This is a genomic window from Permianibacter aggregans, from assembly GCF_009756665.1.
Classification (GTDB): domain Bacteria; phylum Pseudomonadota; class Gammaproteobacteria; order Enterobacterales; family Permianibacteraceae; genus Permianibacter; species Permianibacter aggregans.
Window position 1 is genome coordinate 4,150,248 of the sequence record NZ_CP037953.1, and the last position, 16,139, is coordinate 4,166,386.

Genomic DNA, 16,139 nt, shown 5'->3' on the forward strand with positions numbered 1-16,139 from the left:
AAAAAGCTAGTGGTACGTATGCCATGTTTCTCGTCTGTACGCCGGTTTGAAAACGGTTTGCCATTTGGGGCGCAACTGGTTAGGATAGCGCGCCTTTTCGGGGTGACCCGGAAGGCTGCAGGTTGCGAATTGAATCGTATGCCGAAGGGACGGGCATCAGGGATGATGCGAGCAATGCGCACGCGAAGCGGGCGCCGGTCGTGGGGTTGAGGACGACCTTAAACAACGCAACCCGACAATGAGTTTTAGGAGAGGTGGCCGAGTGGTTGAAGGCGCACGCCTGGAAAGTGTGTATACGGAAACGTATCGGGGGTTCGAATCCCCCCCCCTCCGCCAGAAATGAGAAGTAAACTTCGCGCCCATCCGAGACTGATTAAAGTCGAAAGTGGGGCGGGGTGAGAAGCCCAGAGGGTTTCGACAACTCGTCAAATAACAACAAAGCCGCCTAGCGCGGCTTTGTTGCTTCGGTCTCTGACCGGTCCGTCTATGGCGGTCTGCAGGGTGCCCGCGCGATGCTAGATGGTGAACTCCGCCAGGCCCGGAAGGGAGCAACGGTAGCTGTTGATGCATGCGCCGCGTCAGTGCTCTGCAGGCTGCCACCCAATATTTCTTTCTCTGTTTTGAACTCCGGTCTGCATCACCATTCCCGATTGCCGCTGTGCTAGCATTGCGCCCTTGCTGTCCGCTCCGTCAGCCCAAGGAATTCATGAGTTATCAAGTACTTGCCCGCAAATGGCGACCGCGCGAGTTCACCGACATGGTCGGTCAAAGCCATGTACTGAAAGCGTTGACCAGCGCGCTCAGTCAGCAACGGCTGCATCACGCCTATCTGTTCACCGGCACCCGTGGCGTCGGCAAAACCACCGTAGCCCGCATTTTCGCCAAAGCGCTCAATTGCGAAGAGGGCGTCAGTGCGACGCCCTGTGGGCAGTGCTCGGCCTGTTTCGAGGTCGATAGCGGCCGTTTTGTCGATCTGATTGAAGTCGATGCCGCCAGCCGCACCAAGGTCGAAGACACCCGCGACCTGCTCGACAATGTTCAGTACCTTCCGACCCGTGGCCGCTACAAGGTTTATCTGATCGACGAAGTGCATATGCTGTCGAATAGCAGCTTCAATGCGCTGCTGAAAACCCTGGAAGAGCCGCCGGCGCATGTGATGTTCCTACTGGCGACCACCGACCCGCAGAAAATGCCGGTGACGGTTCTGTCGCGCTGCCTGCAGTTCCATTTGAAAGCGCTGACGCCGGAGCAAATCGTCGCGCGTTTGCAACATATCCTGGTCGCCGAAAAAATTGCCTATGACGATGCCACGCTGCCGATGGTCGCGAAAGCTGCCAACGGCAGCTTGCGCGACGCGTTGAGCTTGCTCGATCAGGCCATTGCTCATGGCCAAGGCGTGCTGAAAAGCGATGATGTCCGCGACATGCTCGGCTTTGTCGAGCACACCTCGCTGGCCGGTTTCGTCGCAGCGCTCTGTCAGAAAGATGTTGCCGCGACCATGCAGGCAATCGAGGCAATGGAAGCGTTTGCGCCGGATTATCTGGCCGTGCTCGATGAGTTATTGAGCACGCTGCACGGTGCTGCAATTGTCCAGCAATTGCCGGGCTCGCATTACGCCGACAATGAACTCTGTAAGCGTCTCGCCGATGCCATTGATGCCGAAACCTTGCAGCTCTATTACCAGATCGCCTTGCACGGTAAACGCGATTTGCCGCTGGCACCAAGCCCGCGTGAAGGTCTGGAAATGTGTGCGCTGCGCATGTTGGTGTTCGCGCCAAATGAAAATAGCGGCACTGCACAGCGCCCGGAAACGCCGGCAAAAAAGCCTGAAGCCGCAACAGCTCCTGTCCGTCAGCCTGCGCCAGTCGCGGCTCCGATTGCTGTTGCGGCGAAAAAAGCAGAACCCGTTTCGGAACCTGCCTCCCCAACAACGCATGTCGAACTGGCAACCGCTAATCCGGTCGCAACGACTAGCGAAGCCAAACCTGAGCCTATCGTCGACAAGGGGCTATGTGCGCTGGCCTCGCAATGGCTGGCCTGGCTGGATGCGATGAAAGTGCCAGGCTTGCTCGACAATTTGGCACGTCATTGCGCGCTGGTCGAACAGCAGGATGATGTATTGGCGCTGGCAGCCGACCATCAACGCATTGAAATGCTCAATGGCACCCGCAAAAGTGAACTTGAGCAAGCGCTCACCCAGCAACTCGGTCGCCCGATCCGAATCGAGATTCGCGAGCCAATCCCGGAAGGGGCATTGACGCCGACTCAGTTGCAGAAAGAACGTGAAGCGGCCAAGCGCGCGGCGGCGGAGCAGTCACTGAACAATGACCCGCGGCTGCGCGAACTGCTCGACCTGACCGAAGGTCGCTTGCTGACCGAAACAATTCGGGCACTGAACTGACAGGCGTTACTGGTTTAACGCGTATAATGACGATATTTTCCGCCGGCTTAACTCCGGCACTCCCGTAACAGAGGTAGATGAACATGCGTGGTATGGGCAATCTGATGAAGCAGGCGCAGGAAATGCAGGCGCGTATGCAAAAGGCTCAGCAGGAAATTGCACAGATGGAAGTCACCGGCGAAGCCGGCGCTGGCCTCGTCAAGATCACGATGACCGGCAAGCACGATGTCCGCCGTGTCGAGCTGGACGACAGCCTGATGCAGGAAGACAAGGAAATGCTGGAGGATTTGCTGGCCGCTGCTGTCAACGACGCCGTGCGCAAAGTTGAAAGCACCACGTCCGCAAAAATGAACTCCTTGACCGCCGGCATGCCATTGCCGCCTGGTTTCAAAATGCCGTTCTGATCTGATGGCCGATGTTCACCATCGGCCAATCTATTTTCTGACGTGAGCCTTGTCCTGAGTTGAACAACGAGCGATGGAATCCAGCCAACTGATCAAACAATTGGTCGATGCCTTGCGCGTGTTGCCCGGTGTCGGCAACAAATCCGCGCAGCGCATGGCTTACCATTTGCTCGACCGTCAGCGCGACGGTGGGCGCCGATTGGCCGATGCGCTGCATCGAGCGATGGACGGCGTCCGCGATTGCCTGCAATGCCGTAGCTTTTCCGATCAGGAAGTTTGCGGTATCTGCCTGGACCAGCGCCGCGATCGCAGCCTGCTTTGCGTTGTGGAATCGCCGAGCGATGTGCAGGCGATGGAACAGACCCAGGCGTTTCGCGGTCGCTACTTTGTTTTACGCGGCCATCTTTCGCCACTGGATGGTATCGGGCCGGACCAAATTGGTTTGCCGCAGCTGATTACGATGCTGAAAAGCGGCGAAATCAAGGAACTGATTCTGGCCACCAATCCGACCGTTGAGGGCGAGGCGACGGCCCATTACATCAAGGATTTGTGCAGCAAGCTGCCGCTGGAAATCACCCGTATCGCCCATGGCGTACCGCTTGGTGGCGAACTGGAATATATCGACGGCAGTACATTGGCGCACTCCATTTCCGGCCGCCGTCAATTCTGATTTCTCTCGAAAATCCTCCTTGAAAGCAGGGACTTCTATCCCCATATCCGGGCCATCGTTCGTTTAACCCGGAGGCTCTTGCATACCATGTCGGCTGCAACCGCTCGTGAAACCCGTCGTTTTGAAACCGAAGTCAAACAACTGTTGCACCTGATGGTGCACTCCTTATACAGCAACAAAGAAATTTTTCTGCGCGAACTGATCTCCAATGCCGCCGATGCGGCCGACAAGCTGCGCTTTAACGCGCTGTCGAATCCGGAGCTGCTGGCTGGCGATAACGATGTTCGTGTGCGACTGATTGTCGACAAAGAAGCCGGCACGCTGACCATCAGCGACAACGGCATCGGCATGACGCGCGACGAAGCCATTGCCAATCTCGGCACCATTGCCAAATCCGGCACCGCTGAGTTCCTGTCCAAGCTGTCTGGCGATCAGAAAAAAGATGCGCAACTGATTGGCCAGTTCGGTGTCGGTTTCTATTCCGGATTTATTGTTGCTGATCGCATCACGGTGCGTTCGCGCGCTGCCGGCACCAAGCCGCAAGAGGCGATTCAGTGGGAAAGCGCCGGTGATGGCGAATTCACCATTGAAAGCATTAACAAGGAAGAGCGTGGCACTGATGTCGTGCTGCATCTGAAAGAAGGCGAGAAAGCGTTTCTGGAGCCGTGGCGTCTGCGTTCGCTGGTGCACAAGTATTCCGAACATATCGCCATCCCGGTGCAACTACCGAAAGAAGATGACGAAGGCAAAGCCACCGACGAATTCGAAACGGCCAATAAAGCGACGGCGCTGTGGACTCGTCCTAAGTCCGAGATCAGCGACGAGGAATACAAAGAATTCTACAAGCACATCGCTCATGACTTCGATGAACCGCTGACTTGGGCGCACAACCGCGTTGAAGGCAAACACGAATACACCTCGCTGTTCTACATTCCAAAGCGTGCGCCGTTTGATTTGTGGAATCGTGATCGGCCGCGTGGCGTCAAGCTCTACGTAAAGCGCGTGTTTATCATGGATGATGCCGAGCAATTCCTGCCGGTGTACTTGCGTTTTGCCCGTGGCGTCATCGACTCCAATGATCTGCCGCTGAACGTTTCGCGCGAAATCCTGCAGGACAGCAGCGTTACCGATGCACTGCGTAAGCAAAGCGTCAAACGTATTCTTGGCATGCTCGACGATCTGGCCAAAGATGAAGAGAAATACCTCGGATTCTGGGACGAGTTTGGTCAGGTGCTGAAAGAAGGCTTGGGCGAAGACTTTGCCAACCGCGAAGCAATTGCCAAGTTACTGCGTTTTGCCAGCACCCACAACGATGACGCCAAGCAGAGCGTCAGCCTTGGTGCCTATGTCGAGCGGATGAAAACCAACCAGACTGCGATTTATTATCTGTCGGCGGAGAATTATTCGTCGGCAAAGCATAGCCCGCACCTGGAAGTGTTCCGCAAGAAGGGCATTGAAGTCTTGCTGCTGACCGATCGCATCGACGAATGGATGCTGTCATATCTGAACGATTTTGACGGCAAGCCATTGGTGTCGGTAACGCGTGGTGAACTCGATCTTGGCGCGCTGGAAACCGAAACTGACAAGGCGATTCAGAAAGAGTTGGAGCAGCAGTCGGCCGGCTTGGTGGAACGCATCAAGAATGCGCTAGGTGAACGCGTCAAGGAGGTGCGCATTACCCATCGTTTGACCGATTCGCCAGCTTGTGTCGTTGGCGAAAAGCATGAGATGGGCGCCCACATGCTGAAACTGATGAAACAAACCGGTCAGGACGTGCCGGAGTTCAAGCCCATCTTTGAAATCAACCCGGAACACGCGTTAATCAAACGCCTGGATGCCGAACAGGATGAAGCTCGTTTTGGCGAGTTGACCGACGTGCTGTTTGATCAGGCCCGGTTGGCGGAGAGTGGCCAACTGGAGTCTGCCGGTAGCTATGTCGCGAAAATGAACAAGCTGTTGCTGGAATTGCTGGCGAAGTAATCGTCAGCATTGAACAAAAGGCGCCTATGAGCGCCTTTTGTTTTTCTGGATAGCTGGCAATGCGCCTCAACGCGGAATTTGATCGGTCGCTGAGTTTTGCCCGGCAATCTCGACTATGCTAAAAACCATTCTGGTTTTCTCTTCGATAGCAGGCCTATGGCGATTGCAACGACAGTGAGACGGTTTTTGGCCGCTAACGGCATCAGCTTTCAGGAGCAGATCCACCGGCGGACCGAAACACTGGAAGCGTCGGCCTCGGTTTGTGACATTCCTCCTGAGCAAATGGCACGGGCTGTGCTGGTCGCCGATGCCGGCCAGTTATGGATGGCGATTCTGCCGGTCAGTCATGTGCTGGATTTTGATGTTCTGAACCGATTGACTCATCGGCAATTGAAGCCGCTATCCAATTCCGAGAGCAACCGCCGTTTCCCCGACTGCGAGCCCGGTTGCCATCCGCCGGTGCCGGAAGCCTATGGTCTCAAAGCACTGGTAGATGACAGCCTGTTCAAACATGAGCGCATCTGGCTTGAGGCGGGCGCCCATACGGCGGTCATCGCCATTTCTATCAGTAGCTTTGCCGTGCTCTGCCGTAAGGCCATACGCGGCCCCATCGCCAAACCCTTGCCAGAGTCTGAAAGCAGTGCCGGCTGCGCCATTGATGAATCGGATCTGAAAGACGTCACGCTACCCAGTGAAGAAGTGATTCGCCGTAAACTGGAACAGGTTTACCGATTGCCGGCGATTCCGGCGGTGGCGACCCAGATTCTGCAGCTCGTTGGCGACCCGGAGTCGACAGTCAAGGATCTGGCTGAGCTGGTGGAAATGGACCCGAGCATCGCCGCTCAGGTGATTCGTTATGCCCGCTCCTCGTTTTTCGGCTACCGCGGCAGTGTCGACTCGATTCAGACCGCAATTTCACGAGTGCTTGGTTTCGACATCGTCAGCAATCTGGCGCTCGGCATCGCCGCCGGCAAGGTGTTCAAGCTAGCGCCCGATGGTCCGCTTGGTCTCGACAGTTTCTGGCGTCACGCGGTACACAATGCGGCCGTCGTCCAAGGCTTGACCCGTGTGTTACCGAAGAACAGTGGCGTCAAGCCAGGCACCGCCTATCTCTGCGGCCTGTTGCACAATTTCGGCATTCTGTTACTCGGGCATTTGTTCCAGCCGGAGTACTTTCTGTTGAACAAGATGTGTCTGGCCAACCCGCACTGCGGCCTGCCGGCCATTGAACAGCGATTGCTATGCGTTGGCGAGTCGCAGCGGTTGCTCAATCATAATCAGATGGGCACTTGGCTGATGCGGCACTGGAAAATGCCGGAAGAAGTCGTTGCCGTCACTGCAGGCCACCATGATCCGGTTTATCGTGGTGAACAGGATTTATATGTGGCGCTGGTGCAGTTGGCCAACGCGTTGCTGGCGCGCGATGGCCTCGGCGACGATTTGACGACGCCCATACCGGATTGGACTTTGCAACGCCTCGGCATTTCACTGGCCGCTGCCGAGCAGGTTTATGATCAGATCCGGGCTGACTCGGCCGAGCTCGACCGCATGGCGCAGTTGATGGCTGGTTTGAAATGAGTCTAGAAGCCATCTCAAAAATCGTCTGGGCGAAGGTGAGGTGCGCGAATAGGAGCGGAGGAACCGGAGTTTACAAGTAGTAAATGAGGATTCCGAGCACCGCATTCGCGTAGATCACCAAGTTCCAGGCATTTTTGGGATGACTTCTAATTATCAGCAGCTTGCTAGCACGGACGACTTGCCGTGCGCCGCGTCAGCCGGTATTTTAGGCGCCCCTGACGCGACCGGCCGGAATTGCGCAGGATCGACGCGGTTTTTGCCCGGTTTTGGGCTTTTTGGAGTGATGCATGCGAATCATATTGTTGGGAGCTCCGGGTGCGGGCAAAGGCACTCAGGCTCAGTTCATCAAGGATCGATACGGAATCCCGCAAATTTCCACCGGCGACATGCTGCGTGCGGCCGTCAAGGCCGGCACCCCACTGGGTTTGCAGGCCAAGGCAGTCATGGATGCCGGCCAACTGGTTTCCGATGAGTTGATTATTGCCTTGGTCAAAGATCGTCTGAGCCAGAGCGATTGTGAAAAAGGCTATTTGCTCGACGGTTTTCCGCGCACCATTCCGCAAGCCGAAGCGATGCGCGCCAATGGCATTGATGTCGACCACGTTGTCGAGTTTGTCGTGCCGGATGAAGAGATTATCGAGCGCTTGTCCGGTCGTCGTGTGCATCCGGGTTCGGGCCGTGTGTATCACCTGCAGAATCATCCACCGAAAGTCGAAGGCAAGGATGACGAAACCGGTGAGCCGCTGGTGCAACGCGATGACGACAAAGAAGAAACCGTTCGCAAGCGTTTGGACGTATACCATTCCCAGACCAAGCCTTTGATCGAGTTTTACTCGAGCTGGGCGCAATCCGGCGACGACAAAGCGCCGGCCTATATTCGTGTCGAAGGTACTGGTCCGGTCGAGCTGGTCCGCGACAATATTTTTCAGGCTTTGGAAGTCAAGTGAGTAAAGAAATCCTCGTTTCCGAACTTTCGACAAAAGGCGCTGATTCAGCGCCTTTTGGCATTTTACTGGTCAATCTTGGATCGCCGGATGCGCCGACGCCGGCAGGCGTGCGCAAGTACCTGGCGGAGTTCCTCAGTGATCCACGAGTCGTCTCAATTCCCAAATGGATTTGGTTGCCAATTCTGCACGGTATTGTGCTGCGTACGCGACCAAAGCGTGTCGCTCATGCCTACGCGACGATTTGGCGCAACGAATCGCCGCTGATTGAAATCACCCGCGCACAGGCCGCCAAATTGCGTGCAGCGGTGCAGGAGGCGTTTGGCGAATATATTCCGGTAGAAATCGGCATGCGTTACGGTAATCCATCATTGACGGCGGGCTTGATGGCGCTGCGCAAAGCCAAGGTTGGGCGTGTCGTCGTGTTGCCGTTGTATCCGCAATACAGCGTCTCGACGACGGCAACGGTGATCGACCGGATCGGTGAGTTGTTACGCCAGTGTTGGCATGCTCCGAATCTTCGATATGTACCGGCTTATTATCAGCACCCGCCATATATTCAAGCGCTGGCTGATTCGGTGCGCAAGCACTGGCAGCAGAAGGGCAGGGCTGAACACTTTTTGATGTCGTTTCATGGTTTGCCGAAACGCCATTCTCGTCGCGGCGATCCGTACGAAGCGCAGTGTTTCCGCACCGCTGAGTTGTTGGCCAAAGAATTGGCGTTGACATCCGATGACTGGAGCATGGCGTTCCAATCGCGCTTTGGTCGCGAAGAATGGTTGCAACCGTATCTGGAGCCGCATGTCCGGCAACTGGCGGCAAAAGGCGTCAAAACCGTCGACGTGATTTGTCCAGGCTTCTCGGCCGATTGCCTGGAAACGCTGGAAGAGATTGCCATTCGTACAGCGGAAGTATTCACGGCAGCCGGTGGCCAGGAATTCCGCTATATTTCAGCGTTGAATGATGACGATCGGCATATAGCAATGATGGTGCAATTGATTCAAACGGAAACGGCTGGCTGGCGATCATGAGCATGCACACTGAGCTGCGCCTGGCGTATCAGGAAAATCTCTATCGCGCCAAAGCGCTGTACCAACAACGCCAGTGGCGTGAAAGTTTTCGCTATCTCGAACGCGCACATATTCTGGGCCAGCATTACGCCATTGCCCATACCCGCGTGCACATTTGGATGTTCAAAGTTGCCTGGCATCGTGGTGATGTGCTGGAAATGATCGGGCAGGGCATTCGCATCATCGGTGGCTTCATTGGTTCATTGATTGGCAAAGTTCCCGTTGGTAACAGCGGCGGTGCCGATGTCAGTGCATTTGCCGTGATGCCGATTCCGGACGATCTGCGCGAAATTCTAATCAAGGATGAAAAATCGTGGCAGGCGATCAAAAAAGTGCCGAATAAGGGTAAAGCGTAATCGAACAAGAGAATTCTGATTACGCGCCTTGACCAGTATTTCAAATCAAGTCTTTCCCTGCGCTGGCTTCCGTGTTGGTTCAAAGCCTTCAAAGCGCGGCAGATCTGCGTCCAGATCCTCCCAGTTGGCTTTCGACGTAATGAAGTTATGGGAGATCGGTCGCTCACTGATATCGGAGTCCAATATTCCCAGCCTTAAACGCAAACGAGTTGGGTCTTGGTCGTTCGAGCTGTAAATCGGTGAGGCGCAGGTTCGGCAGAAATGTCGTTTCTTTCCTGGTTTGAATTCGTAGAAACTGATGTTTTCTGCACCACTGACAATGCGAAACCCTGCTGATGGGATAAAGCCATTGGTAGCAAATGCGGTTCCGCTATTCTTGCGGCAGAGCGAGCAGTGACAGTGAATGATGTCAGAAATACCACCTTCAATTTCGATACGAACCGTCCCACATAAACAACTCCCAAAATACATGTTATTTCCCTCTACAAAGCCGACGATACGGAAACAAAAAGCCCGCCGAAGCGGGCTTTTATCTTACTCTTCATCTTCCTGATCCGGCGCTTTCAGTACGCGGATAAAGAAATACAAGGTCACGGCGGTGACGATGCCCATCGTGCCGAGCATCATGATTAATCCTGAAGTACTCATCAGTAGTTTCTCCCTTCACGCAGACGTTTGCGATAGGCGATGTAGACCAGCGCGGTGATGGCGATGAACGTGCTCAGCAACAGCAATCGAGCGCCGTTGATGTACATCATCCGTGTTTGCAAATTGTCGACGGTGGCCATGTCGCCAGCGGTTTGTGCAGCAGCGATTTGCGTTTTCAGTGCGTCGTTGCTGATGGTGCCAACCAATGAGCCTGGATCGAAAGCCCAGCCTTTGCCGGCAAACAAGTCGCTGATCGCCTGCGCCCATTCGCCACCGACCGGGGAAAACAGGCTGCCGATAAAGACGAACAGCAGCATTGATGGGGTCACGTACTTCAAAATGAATTTGTAGATGTGCGGTACCCGCATCTGGGCACCGCGATTCAGTTCTTCCCAACCGCGATCAATGCCGAATACCCATGCGAACAGAATCGATTCGACCATCGCGAACACAACCAAGGAGACCGTACCGGCCCAGTAGTCGTACTCGCCGAACACGCCGTAGTTGAAGAACAGCACGGTCGGCATACCTAAACAGAATACCAGCAAGCCAAATGACCAGGCGGCGTGTTCACGCTTCCAGCCGAATTCATCTTGCAGGAAGCCCATCCACGGTGTGCCCATCGCCAGCGAGGAAGTGATGCCGGCAAAGAACAACAATCCAAAGAATGAGATACCTGCCAATGTCGCGAGCAGACTGCCCCAATTCTGGAACAGGTAGGGCAGCGACTGGAATGCGAGACCAAAGCCACCGCCGGAATTGACCAACTCAACGACTTTATCGATACCGAAATAGCCAACGCAGATTGGAATCAGAATCGAGGCGCCGAGTACGACTTCGACAAACTCGTTCATCCAGCCGGCGGTCATCGCGTTCAAGGCCACATCGCGGCGTTTACGAATGTAGGAGGCGTAGCACTGAATGGTGCCCATGCCGACCGACAGCGTGAAGAATATTTGACCGGCTGCAGCCAGCCATACGCTTGGATTGGTCAGTGAATCGAATTGCGGTTCCCAGAGGAAATTGAGGCCAACGGTACCGTCGTACACCGCTCCTTTTTCGCCAGCCATTAATGTCACACCTTGAATGGCCAGGAACACACCAAACAGAATCAGCAAGGGCATGGCGACTTTGGCGGCGATTTCGATGCCACCGGACAAGCCGCGGCTCAAAATGTACGTGTTCAGCGCCAAGCAGATGACGTAGAACACTATATTTTCATAGGGAATACCGGTAGTCGTTTGGCTGATGACCATGTAGTCGGTGAAAAATTGTGCAACACCGGCTTGATCCATGCCACTGAACGTACCGATCAGCGAGTGGTACACCCAAGCCAGGGTCCAGCTCTCGATGTAGCAGTAGTAGGCAGCAACGGCGACGTTGGTGAAAATGCCGAATACCCCAAGGTATTTCCAGAAATGCCGTTTCGGGTCCATCGACTGGATGATGAATGGCGTCGAGTGATCGCCACGCTGGCCACCAAAACGACCGGTGGACCATTCAATCCACAGCAGTGGAATACCCATCAACAGGAAACAAATCAGGTAGGGGATGATGAAGGCGCCGCCACCATTCTGGACGGCCTGAACCGGAAAGCGCAGAAAGTTGCCCAATCCGACGGCGTTACCCGCCATGGCCAGGATGAGGCCGATCCGGCTTCCCCAGGCTTCTGTGTTGCTACTCATTGATACCTCTTAGCGTTATCGTGATGCCAAGGCCGGATCGATGGACCCTCCGGTTGCCTGCGGCACTTTTATCTGTTTTTCCCTGCAATGGCTCACCGGAATGAGCGTAGTGGGCACGATACCGGAATACCCCGGAAATTCAAGTCAGATGAGACGGCCAAGGCTAGGTAATAGTTGTGTTATCGATGCCAATGTGTAGGCCAGCAAACGGCGCAGACAATAAAAAAAGGGGCGGTGTAGAGAACCGCCCCTTTCGATGCGGGATACAGGCGTTATTGGTTGAGGACGACTTTGACGGAACCATCCACTTTCGCGGCATCGATGTAACCAATTGCCGTTGGATTATTGGCAACAAACTGTTTCACCGCATCATCGCTATCCAGTTCTTTCGGTGGTGTGCCTTTGCCGGTAAACACCAATTGCGACCAATACGCTTTGATCTGACTTTCGTTCTTGCCGAGTAGCGATTGATTGAATTGTTCACGAACGGCATCGTTCTTGTTGCTAACCGGTGTTGCTTCACCGCCGCCAGGAAACGATTTGCTTTTTCCGAGAAACAGACGCTGCACATCGTCAGCCGTTAAGCTCATGGCGTTGGATGGGTGAGCGATAACAGCGACGTCGGCGAAAACCGGGAAGCTGAGGCAGGGCACCAGCATCCAGCGAATAAACGTTTGCGCTTTCATGATAGTTGGCTCCTGTCAAAACACGACATCAATGCCAAGAGATAAGGTTTCGGAATCTCCAACAAACCAGTCACCTCTTGTGTTGTCGGTAAAGTCGTCATACTGCAATTTGAAAGCAGCCGATGGCGTAAAATCCCAGCGCAAACTGAAGCTCACGGTTTCGTGCAGCTCGACTTCATCCGGCCACAGGCCGGCCTCTTCCTCGAACTCAGAATAGGAAATCATTGGTAGCCAGTCGCCCAATCGATAACCGACGCCGACAAGGCTGGCGTAATAAGTGTTGTCTTCGGATGGTCGGTCAAAGGTATTGTATTCAGAGCGAAATACCAGATTTTGCCAATCGATGTTCAGTGTAACGCCTGCGAACTTCTGTTTGACATCCTGCAGCCGCTGCCTTGGCGGTACTTCATCGTAAATCAGGCGGTCGACTTTGTTTTGCATATAGACCACACGCAAGGTCAGCCAGTCGTAATTGAAATCAAAGTACACGCCAATCTGATCTTTCCAGGTTTCGTCAACCTGAGCCAGGTAATAGATACGACTTAGCTCTTCGTTATTTTTATCTTCATCGCTGCCGTACCAGACATTGGCCGTTACGTTCACCGCACCCCAAGCGCCGGTGTAGAGTAAATTTGCTCCTTCATAGCTGACGATCTGCCAGCCGTATAAATCACCCGGAGCACGAATCCAGGGCAGGGCATAACCGACATCAAAAAAGTCGGAGTAGTAAAACAACGGCGCCCGCTTGCGACCTGCTTGCAAGGTAAAGCGATCATCGAGGTTATAACTCAAGTACGCCCAATCGATACTGACGTCGTAGCCAAGTGAACCATGCGAAACCAGTTGCGCGGTCGCACTCAGACGATCCGTAATGGTCATGTTCGCTTGCAAGCCGAATGTGGTTTCGGCGTCAAACGTCCAGTCTTCGGTATAGACGCCGACAAAGGGATAGTCGGCAATAAAGCAAGGACAGGTGAACTCGCCATATTGCTGCTCACGACCATCCAGTACCTTGCCGCCGATGACGGAAACAAAACCGTTGAAGTGGATGTCATTCGCCGAGACCGGCGACACCATACAGAGCGTAGCGAGTGCCGCGCTACCGAGCCAATAAACGCCTTTCATTGTTGTCCCCCGGGGTGCACCGAAACCTTGTTTTGCGCTATCCCTGAAGCCAAGAACAGAAAGGCGAAATTGTCAAATATTGAACGTGATCTTGGCGACCTCGGAAAAGTCGCTGACAAAGTGCACTTTCAAGCCGCGACGGATGTGTTCAGGCAGTTCTTCATACTCACCTTGGCAAGGAACGGGCATCAACACTTCCTTGATATCGGAACGGCGGGCGGCAACGACTTTTTCGCGTATACCGCCAACAGCCAGCACATGACCGGTCAATGTCAGCTCGCCGGTCATCGCCAAACGGCGCGGCACCGGTTTGTTCAATGCCAATGACAGTAATGCCGTGGCAATGGTGATGCCGGCGCTGGGGCCGTCTTTCGGTGTGGCGCCTTCCGGCACGTGCAAGTGAATAAACCCTTTTTCGAAAAACTCGGTTGGTAATTGATAGCGGCGATAGTGCGCGCTCAAGTAACTGAACGCGATTTCGGCCGATTCTTTCATGACATCGCCGAGCGTTCCGGTCAGCTTCAAACCGCGGTGTTGAGTGTGAATCAGCGCTGTTTCGATATCGAGTGTTGACCCGCCGAGCGCTGTCCAGGCAAGACCAGTAACAATACCGACACCGCTCGATGGTTTCTCTTTCGCGTAGACCGACTGCCCCAAGTAGCTCGACACATCTTCTTCGTCAATGATGACTTTTTGATCGTGGCCACTGACTTTCTTGACCACCACTTTGCGTGCCAGCCGGCCGAGTTGCTTTTCCAAATTTCGAACGCCGGCCTCGCGGGCGTATTCTTCGATAACGCGTTTCAGTGCTTTCGGTTTCAGTTGAATATCGCTGCTTTTTAGGCCAGTGCGATTGAGCAGACGTGGCCACAGATATTGTTTGGCAATCGCGACTTTTTCTTCAGTGATGTAACCACTCAGTCGAATGATCTCCATTCGATCCAGCAGTGGTCGTGGAATCGTGTCGAGTTGATTGGCGGTGCAAACAAACAGCACCCGCGATAAATCAACACGCAAATCCAAGTAGTGATCCAAAAAGGAGTGATTCTGTTCCGGGTCCAGCACTTCCAGTAGCGCCGAAGCCGGGTCGCCTTGAAAGCTTTGTCCCATCTTGTCGATTTCATCGAGCATGATCACCGGATTCATCGTTCCGGTTTCTCGAAGCGCCTGCACCAGCTTGCCGGGCAGGGCGCCGATGTAAGTGCGGCGATGACCTTTGATTTCCGCTTCGTCGCGCACGCCGCCCACCGAGAAACGGAAAAATTTCCGTTCCAGCGCATCGGCAATCGATTTACCGATTGAGGTTTTACCGACGCCGGGTGGGCCGATCAGCAACACGATTGAGCCGGCAATCTGGCCTTTCAAGGCTCCGACTGCGAGAAACTCGACCACCCGATCTTTGACATCGTTCAGACCGGCATGATCTTTTTCCAGTACCTCGCGGGCAATCGTCAAATCGAGATTGTCTTTACTCAGTTGCCCCCACGGCACACTGGAAACCGCATCGAGCCAGTTGCGGGTGACGGCATACTCCGGCGAACCAGGCTCCAACACCGCAAGTTTTTCCATTTCTTCGTCAATACGGGTTTTTGCGGCATCGGGAATGGTCAGCGGTTCCAGTCGACCACGAAAACGATCGAGATCCGCAGTACGATCATCTTTGGCGATGCCTAGTTCTTTTTGAATGGCTTTCAGTTGTTCGCGCAGGAAAAATCGGCGCTGATGCTCATTGAGTTTTTTCTCGACATCTTCCTGAATCTTGCTTTGGATGCGTGAGACTTCCAGCTCTTTTCGCAGCAAGTCCAGTACTTTATGCATGCGATCACGCAGATGCACCGTCGCCAGAATTTCTTGCAGATCTTCTTTTTTCGCTGTCGTCAGTGTCGCAGCAAAATCGGTCAGTGCCGAGGGCTCATTCGGTGTGAAACGGCTCAAAAAGAACTTCAGCTCGTCGCCATACATTGGGTTTAGCGGTGCAATTTCTTTGATCGTGTTGACGATGGCGAGCGCGTAGGCTTTCAGCTGATCCGGATTGCGATACTGCGGTTCGACCGGATATTCAACATCGGCGAAAAATCCGGCATCCGTTTTTTTGAAGTCGGCGACGCGAAAGCGTTGCAAGCCTTCGGCGATGAATTGCACTTTACCGCCGCTGATCACCGGGTGGTGAATTCTGACCACGGTGCCGATGCGATAAAAATTTTCGGTGTTGACTTCATCCGGGTGATCGGAGTCGGCCAGCAACAAACCGGCCAGGCGATGTTCGGTTTCGCCGATGTTTTCGATGGTTTCCCGCCAATGTTCTTCGTTCATCAACACCGGCAGCGTTTGCGGCGGAAAGAACGGGCGGTCAGTCAGGGGCAGCAGATGCAGCTCGGTCGGTAGCAGCATGTCGGGTGGTGTGGGGGGCAGTTTTATCGGGCGATCGTTCATTGCCTATCCTGGTTATGCGCTCGGGGCGTTCGGTCATCCAATCCGTTTCCGGATTCGCCGACTGCAAGGGTAGGCAAATTTTGTGAACTGTGCCAGTAATTAAAAATTACTGGGATATGGGTTAGCTGGATAAGTAAAAAGACCGGGTTTTCCCGGTCT

At 54.3% G+C, this 16,139-nt stretch carries 13 protein-coding genes, 1 tRNA gene and 1 other RNA gene; 10 read left to right on the plus strand and 5 right to left on the minus strand.

Annotation, left to right across the window (positions count from 1 at the left end; genetic code table 11):
• Nucleotides 1-248: 248 nt before the first annotated feature.
• The 10 genes from E2H98_RS18675 (at nucleotide 249) to E2H98_RS18720 (ending at nucleotide 9,403) form a co-directional block, all read left to right on the plus strand.
• Nucleotides 249-336 (plus strand) — tRNA-Ser (locus tag E2H98_RS18675).
• Nucleotides 337-496: 160 nt separating this feature from the next.
• Nucleotides 497-593, plus strand: an RNA gene (gene ffs / locus E2H98_RS18680) — signal recognition particle sRNA small type.
• A 113-nt stretch (nucleotides 594-706) separates the two neighbouring features.
• Entirely contained in the window at nucleotides 707-2,401 is a 1,695-nt protein-coding gene (gene dnaX, locus E2H98_RS18685; RefSeq protein WP_133587310.1) for a DNA polymerase III subunit gamma/tau, read from the plus strand.
• Between the two features lie 83 nt (nucleotides 2,402-2,484).
• Nucleotides 2,485-2,805, plus strand: coding sequence for a YbaB/EbfC family nucleoid-associated protein (locus tag E2H98_RS18690; RefSeq protein ID WP_408634856.1), 321 nt, complete (start codon nucleotides 2,485-2,487; stop codon nucleotides 2,803-2,805).
• A gap of 73 nt (nucleotides 2,806-2,878) precedes the next feature.
• Nucleotides 2,879-3,475 carry a recombination mediator RecR gene (gene recR / locus E2H98_RS18695; protein WP_133587314.1) on the plus strand — a complete coding sequence of 199 codons (597 nt, stop codon included), beginning with the start codon at nucleotides 2,879-2,881 and terminating at the stop codon, nucleotides 3,473-3,475.
• An 87-nt stretch (nucleotides 3,476-3,562) separates the two neighbouring features.
• Nucleotides 3,563-5,455: a molecular chaperone HtpG gene (gene htpG, locus E2H98_RS18700; RefSeq protein WP_133587316.1), complete on the plus strand. Its 1,893-nt coding sequence runs from the start codon at nucleotides 3,563-3,565 to the stop codon at nucleotides 5,453-5,455.
• A 174-nt stretch (nucleotides 5,456-5,629) separates the two neighbouring features.
• Entirely contained in the window at nucleotides 5,630-7,033 is a 1,404-nt protein-coding gene (locus E2H98_RS18705) for an HDOD domain-containing protein (protein WP_162848136.1), read from the plus strand.
• Nucleotides 7,034-7,320: 287 nt separating this feature from the next.
• A complete protein-coding gene (gene adk, locus E2H98_RS18710; RefSeq protein ID WP_133587320.1) occupies nucleotides 7,321-7,980 on the plus strand; it encodes an adenylate kinase in 660 nt (219 codons plus the stop codon).
• Nucleotides 7,977-9,008, plus strand: a complete 1,032-nt coding sequence (hemH, locus tag E2H98_RS18715) for a ferrochelatase (protein ID WP_232475434.1) — start codon at nucleotides 7,977-7,979, stop codon at nucleotides 9,006-9,008. Before adk ends, hemH begins: the two co-directional genes overlap by 4 nt.
• Complete coding sequence (locus E2H98_RS18720) at nucleotides 9,005-9,403, plus strand: DUF3703 domain-containing protein (RefSeq protein ID WP_133587322.1); 399 nt, start codon at nucleotides 9,005-9,007, stop codon at nucleotides 9,401-9,403. Before hemH ends, E2H98_RS18720 begins: the two co-directional genes overlap by 4 nt.
• Before the next feature lie 45 nt (nucleotides 9,404-9,448).
• Here the strand turns inward: E2H98_RS18720 and E2H98_RS18725 are convergent, their stop codons facing one another.
• From E2H98_RS18725 to lon, 5 genes are all read right to left on the minus strand, one after another.
• Nucleotides 9,449-9,874: a GFA family protein gene (locus E2H98_RS18725; RefSeq protein WP_133587324.1), complete on the minus strand. Its 426-nt coding sequence runs from the start codon at nucleotides 9,872-9,874 to the stop codon at nucleotides 9,449-9,451.
• Nucleotides 9,875-10,050: 176 nt separating this feature from the next.
• Nucleotides 10,051-11,736: a sodium-dependent transporter gene (locus E2H98_RS18730; protein WP_133587326.1), complete on the minus strand. Its 1,686-nt coding sequence runs from the start codon at nucleotides 11,734-11,736 to the stop codon at nucleotides 10,051-10,053.
• Between the two features lie 272 nt (nucleotides 11,737-12,008).
• Nucleotides 12,009-12,422, minus strand: coding sequence for a type 2 periplasmic-binding domain-containing protein (locus tag E2H98_RS18735; RefSeq protein WP_133587328.1), 414 nt, complete (start codon nucleotides 12,420-12,422; stop codon nucleotides 12,009-12,011).
• Between the two features lie 15 nt (nucleotides 12,423-12,437).
• Nucleotides 12,438-13,547 carry a porin gene (locus tag E2H98_RS18740; protein ID WP_133587330.1) on the minus strand — a complete coding sequence of 370 codons (1,110 nt, stop codon included), beginning with the start codon at nucleotides 13,545-13,547 and terminating at the stop codon, nucleotides 12,438-12,440.
• 72 nt (nucleotides 13,548-13,619) lie between these two features.
• Nucleotides 13,620-15,980, minus strand: a complete 2,361-nt coding sequence (gene lon / locus E2H98_RS18745; protein WP_157591467.1) for an endopeptidase La — start codon at nucleotides 15,978-15,980, stop codon at nucleotides 13,620-13,622.
• Nucleotides 15,981-16,139: the final 159 nt, after the last annotated feature.

Coding starts and splice junctions, on each gene's coding strand:
- dnaX (WP_133587310.1), top strand. CDS start 707: ATGAGTTATCAAGTACTTGCCCGCAAATGGCGACCGCGCGAGTTCACC.
- E2H98_RS18740 (WP_133587330.1), bottom strand. CDS start 13,547: ATGAAAGGCGTTTATTGGCTCGGTAGCGCGGCACTCGCTACGCTCTGT.
- E2H98_RS18730 (WP_133587326.1), bottom strand. CDS start 11,736: ATGAGTAGCAACACAGAAGCCTGGGGAAGCCGGATCGGCCTCATCCTG.
- lon (WP_157591467.1), bottom strand. CDS start 15,980: ATGAACGATCGCCCGATAAAACTGCCCCCCACACCACCCGACATGCTG.
- htpG (WP_133587316.1), top strand. CDS start 3,563: ATGTCGGCTGCAACCGCTCGTGAAACCCGTCGTTTTGAAACCGAAGTC.
- adk (WP_133587320.1), top strand. CDS start 7,321: ATGCGAATCATATTGTTGGGAGCTCCGGGTGCGGGCAAAGGCACTCAG.
- E2H98_RS18690 (WP_408634856.1), top strand. CDS start 2,485: ATGCGTGGTATGGGCAATCTGATGAAGCAGGCGCAGGAAATGCAGGCG.
- E2H98_RS18735 (WP_133587328.1), bottom strand. CDS start 12,422: ATGAAAGCGCAAACGTTTATTCGCTGGATGCTGGTGCCCTGCCTCAGC.
- E2H98_RS18725 (WP_133587324.1), bottom strand. CDS start 9,874: ATGTATTTTGGGAGTTGTTTATGTGGGACGGTTCGTATCGAAATTGAA.
- recR (WP_133587314.1), top strand. CDS start 2,879: ATGGAATCCAGCCAACTGATCAAACAATTGGTCGATGCCTTGCGCGTG.
- E2H98_RS18720 (WP_133587322.1), top strand. CDS start 9,005: ATGAGCATGCACACTGAGCTGCGCCTGGCGTATCAGGAAAATCTCTAT.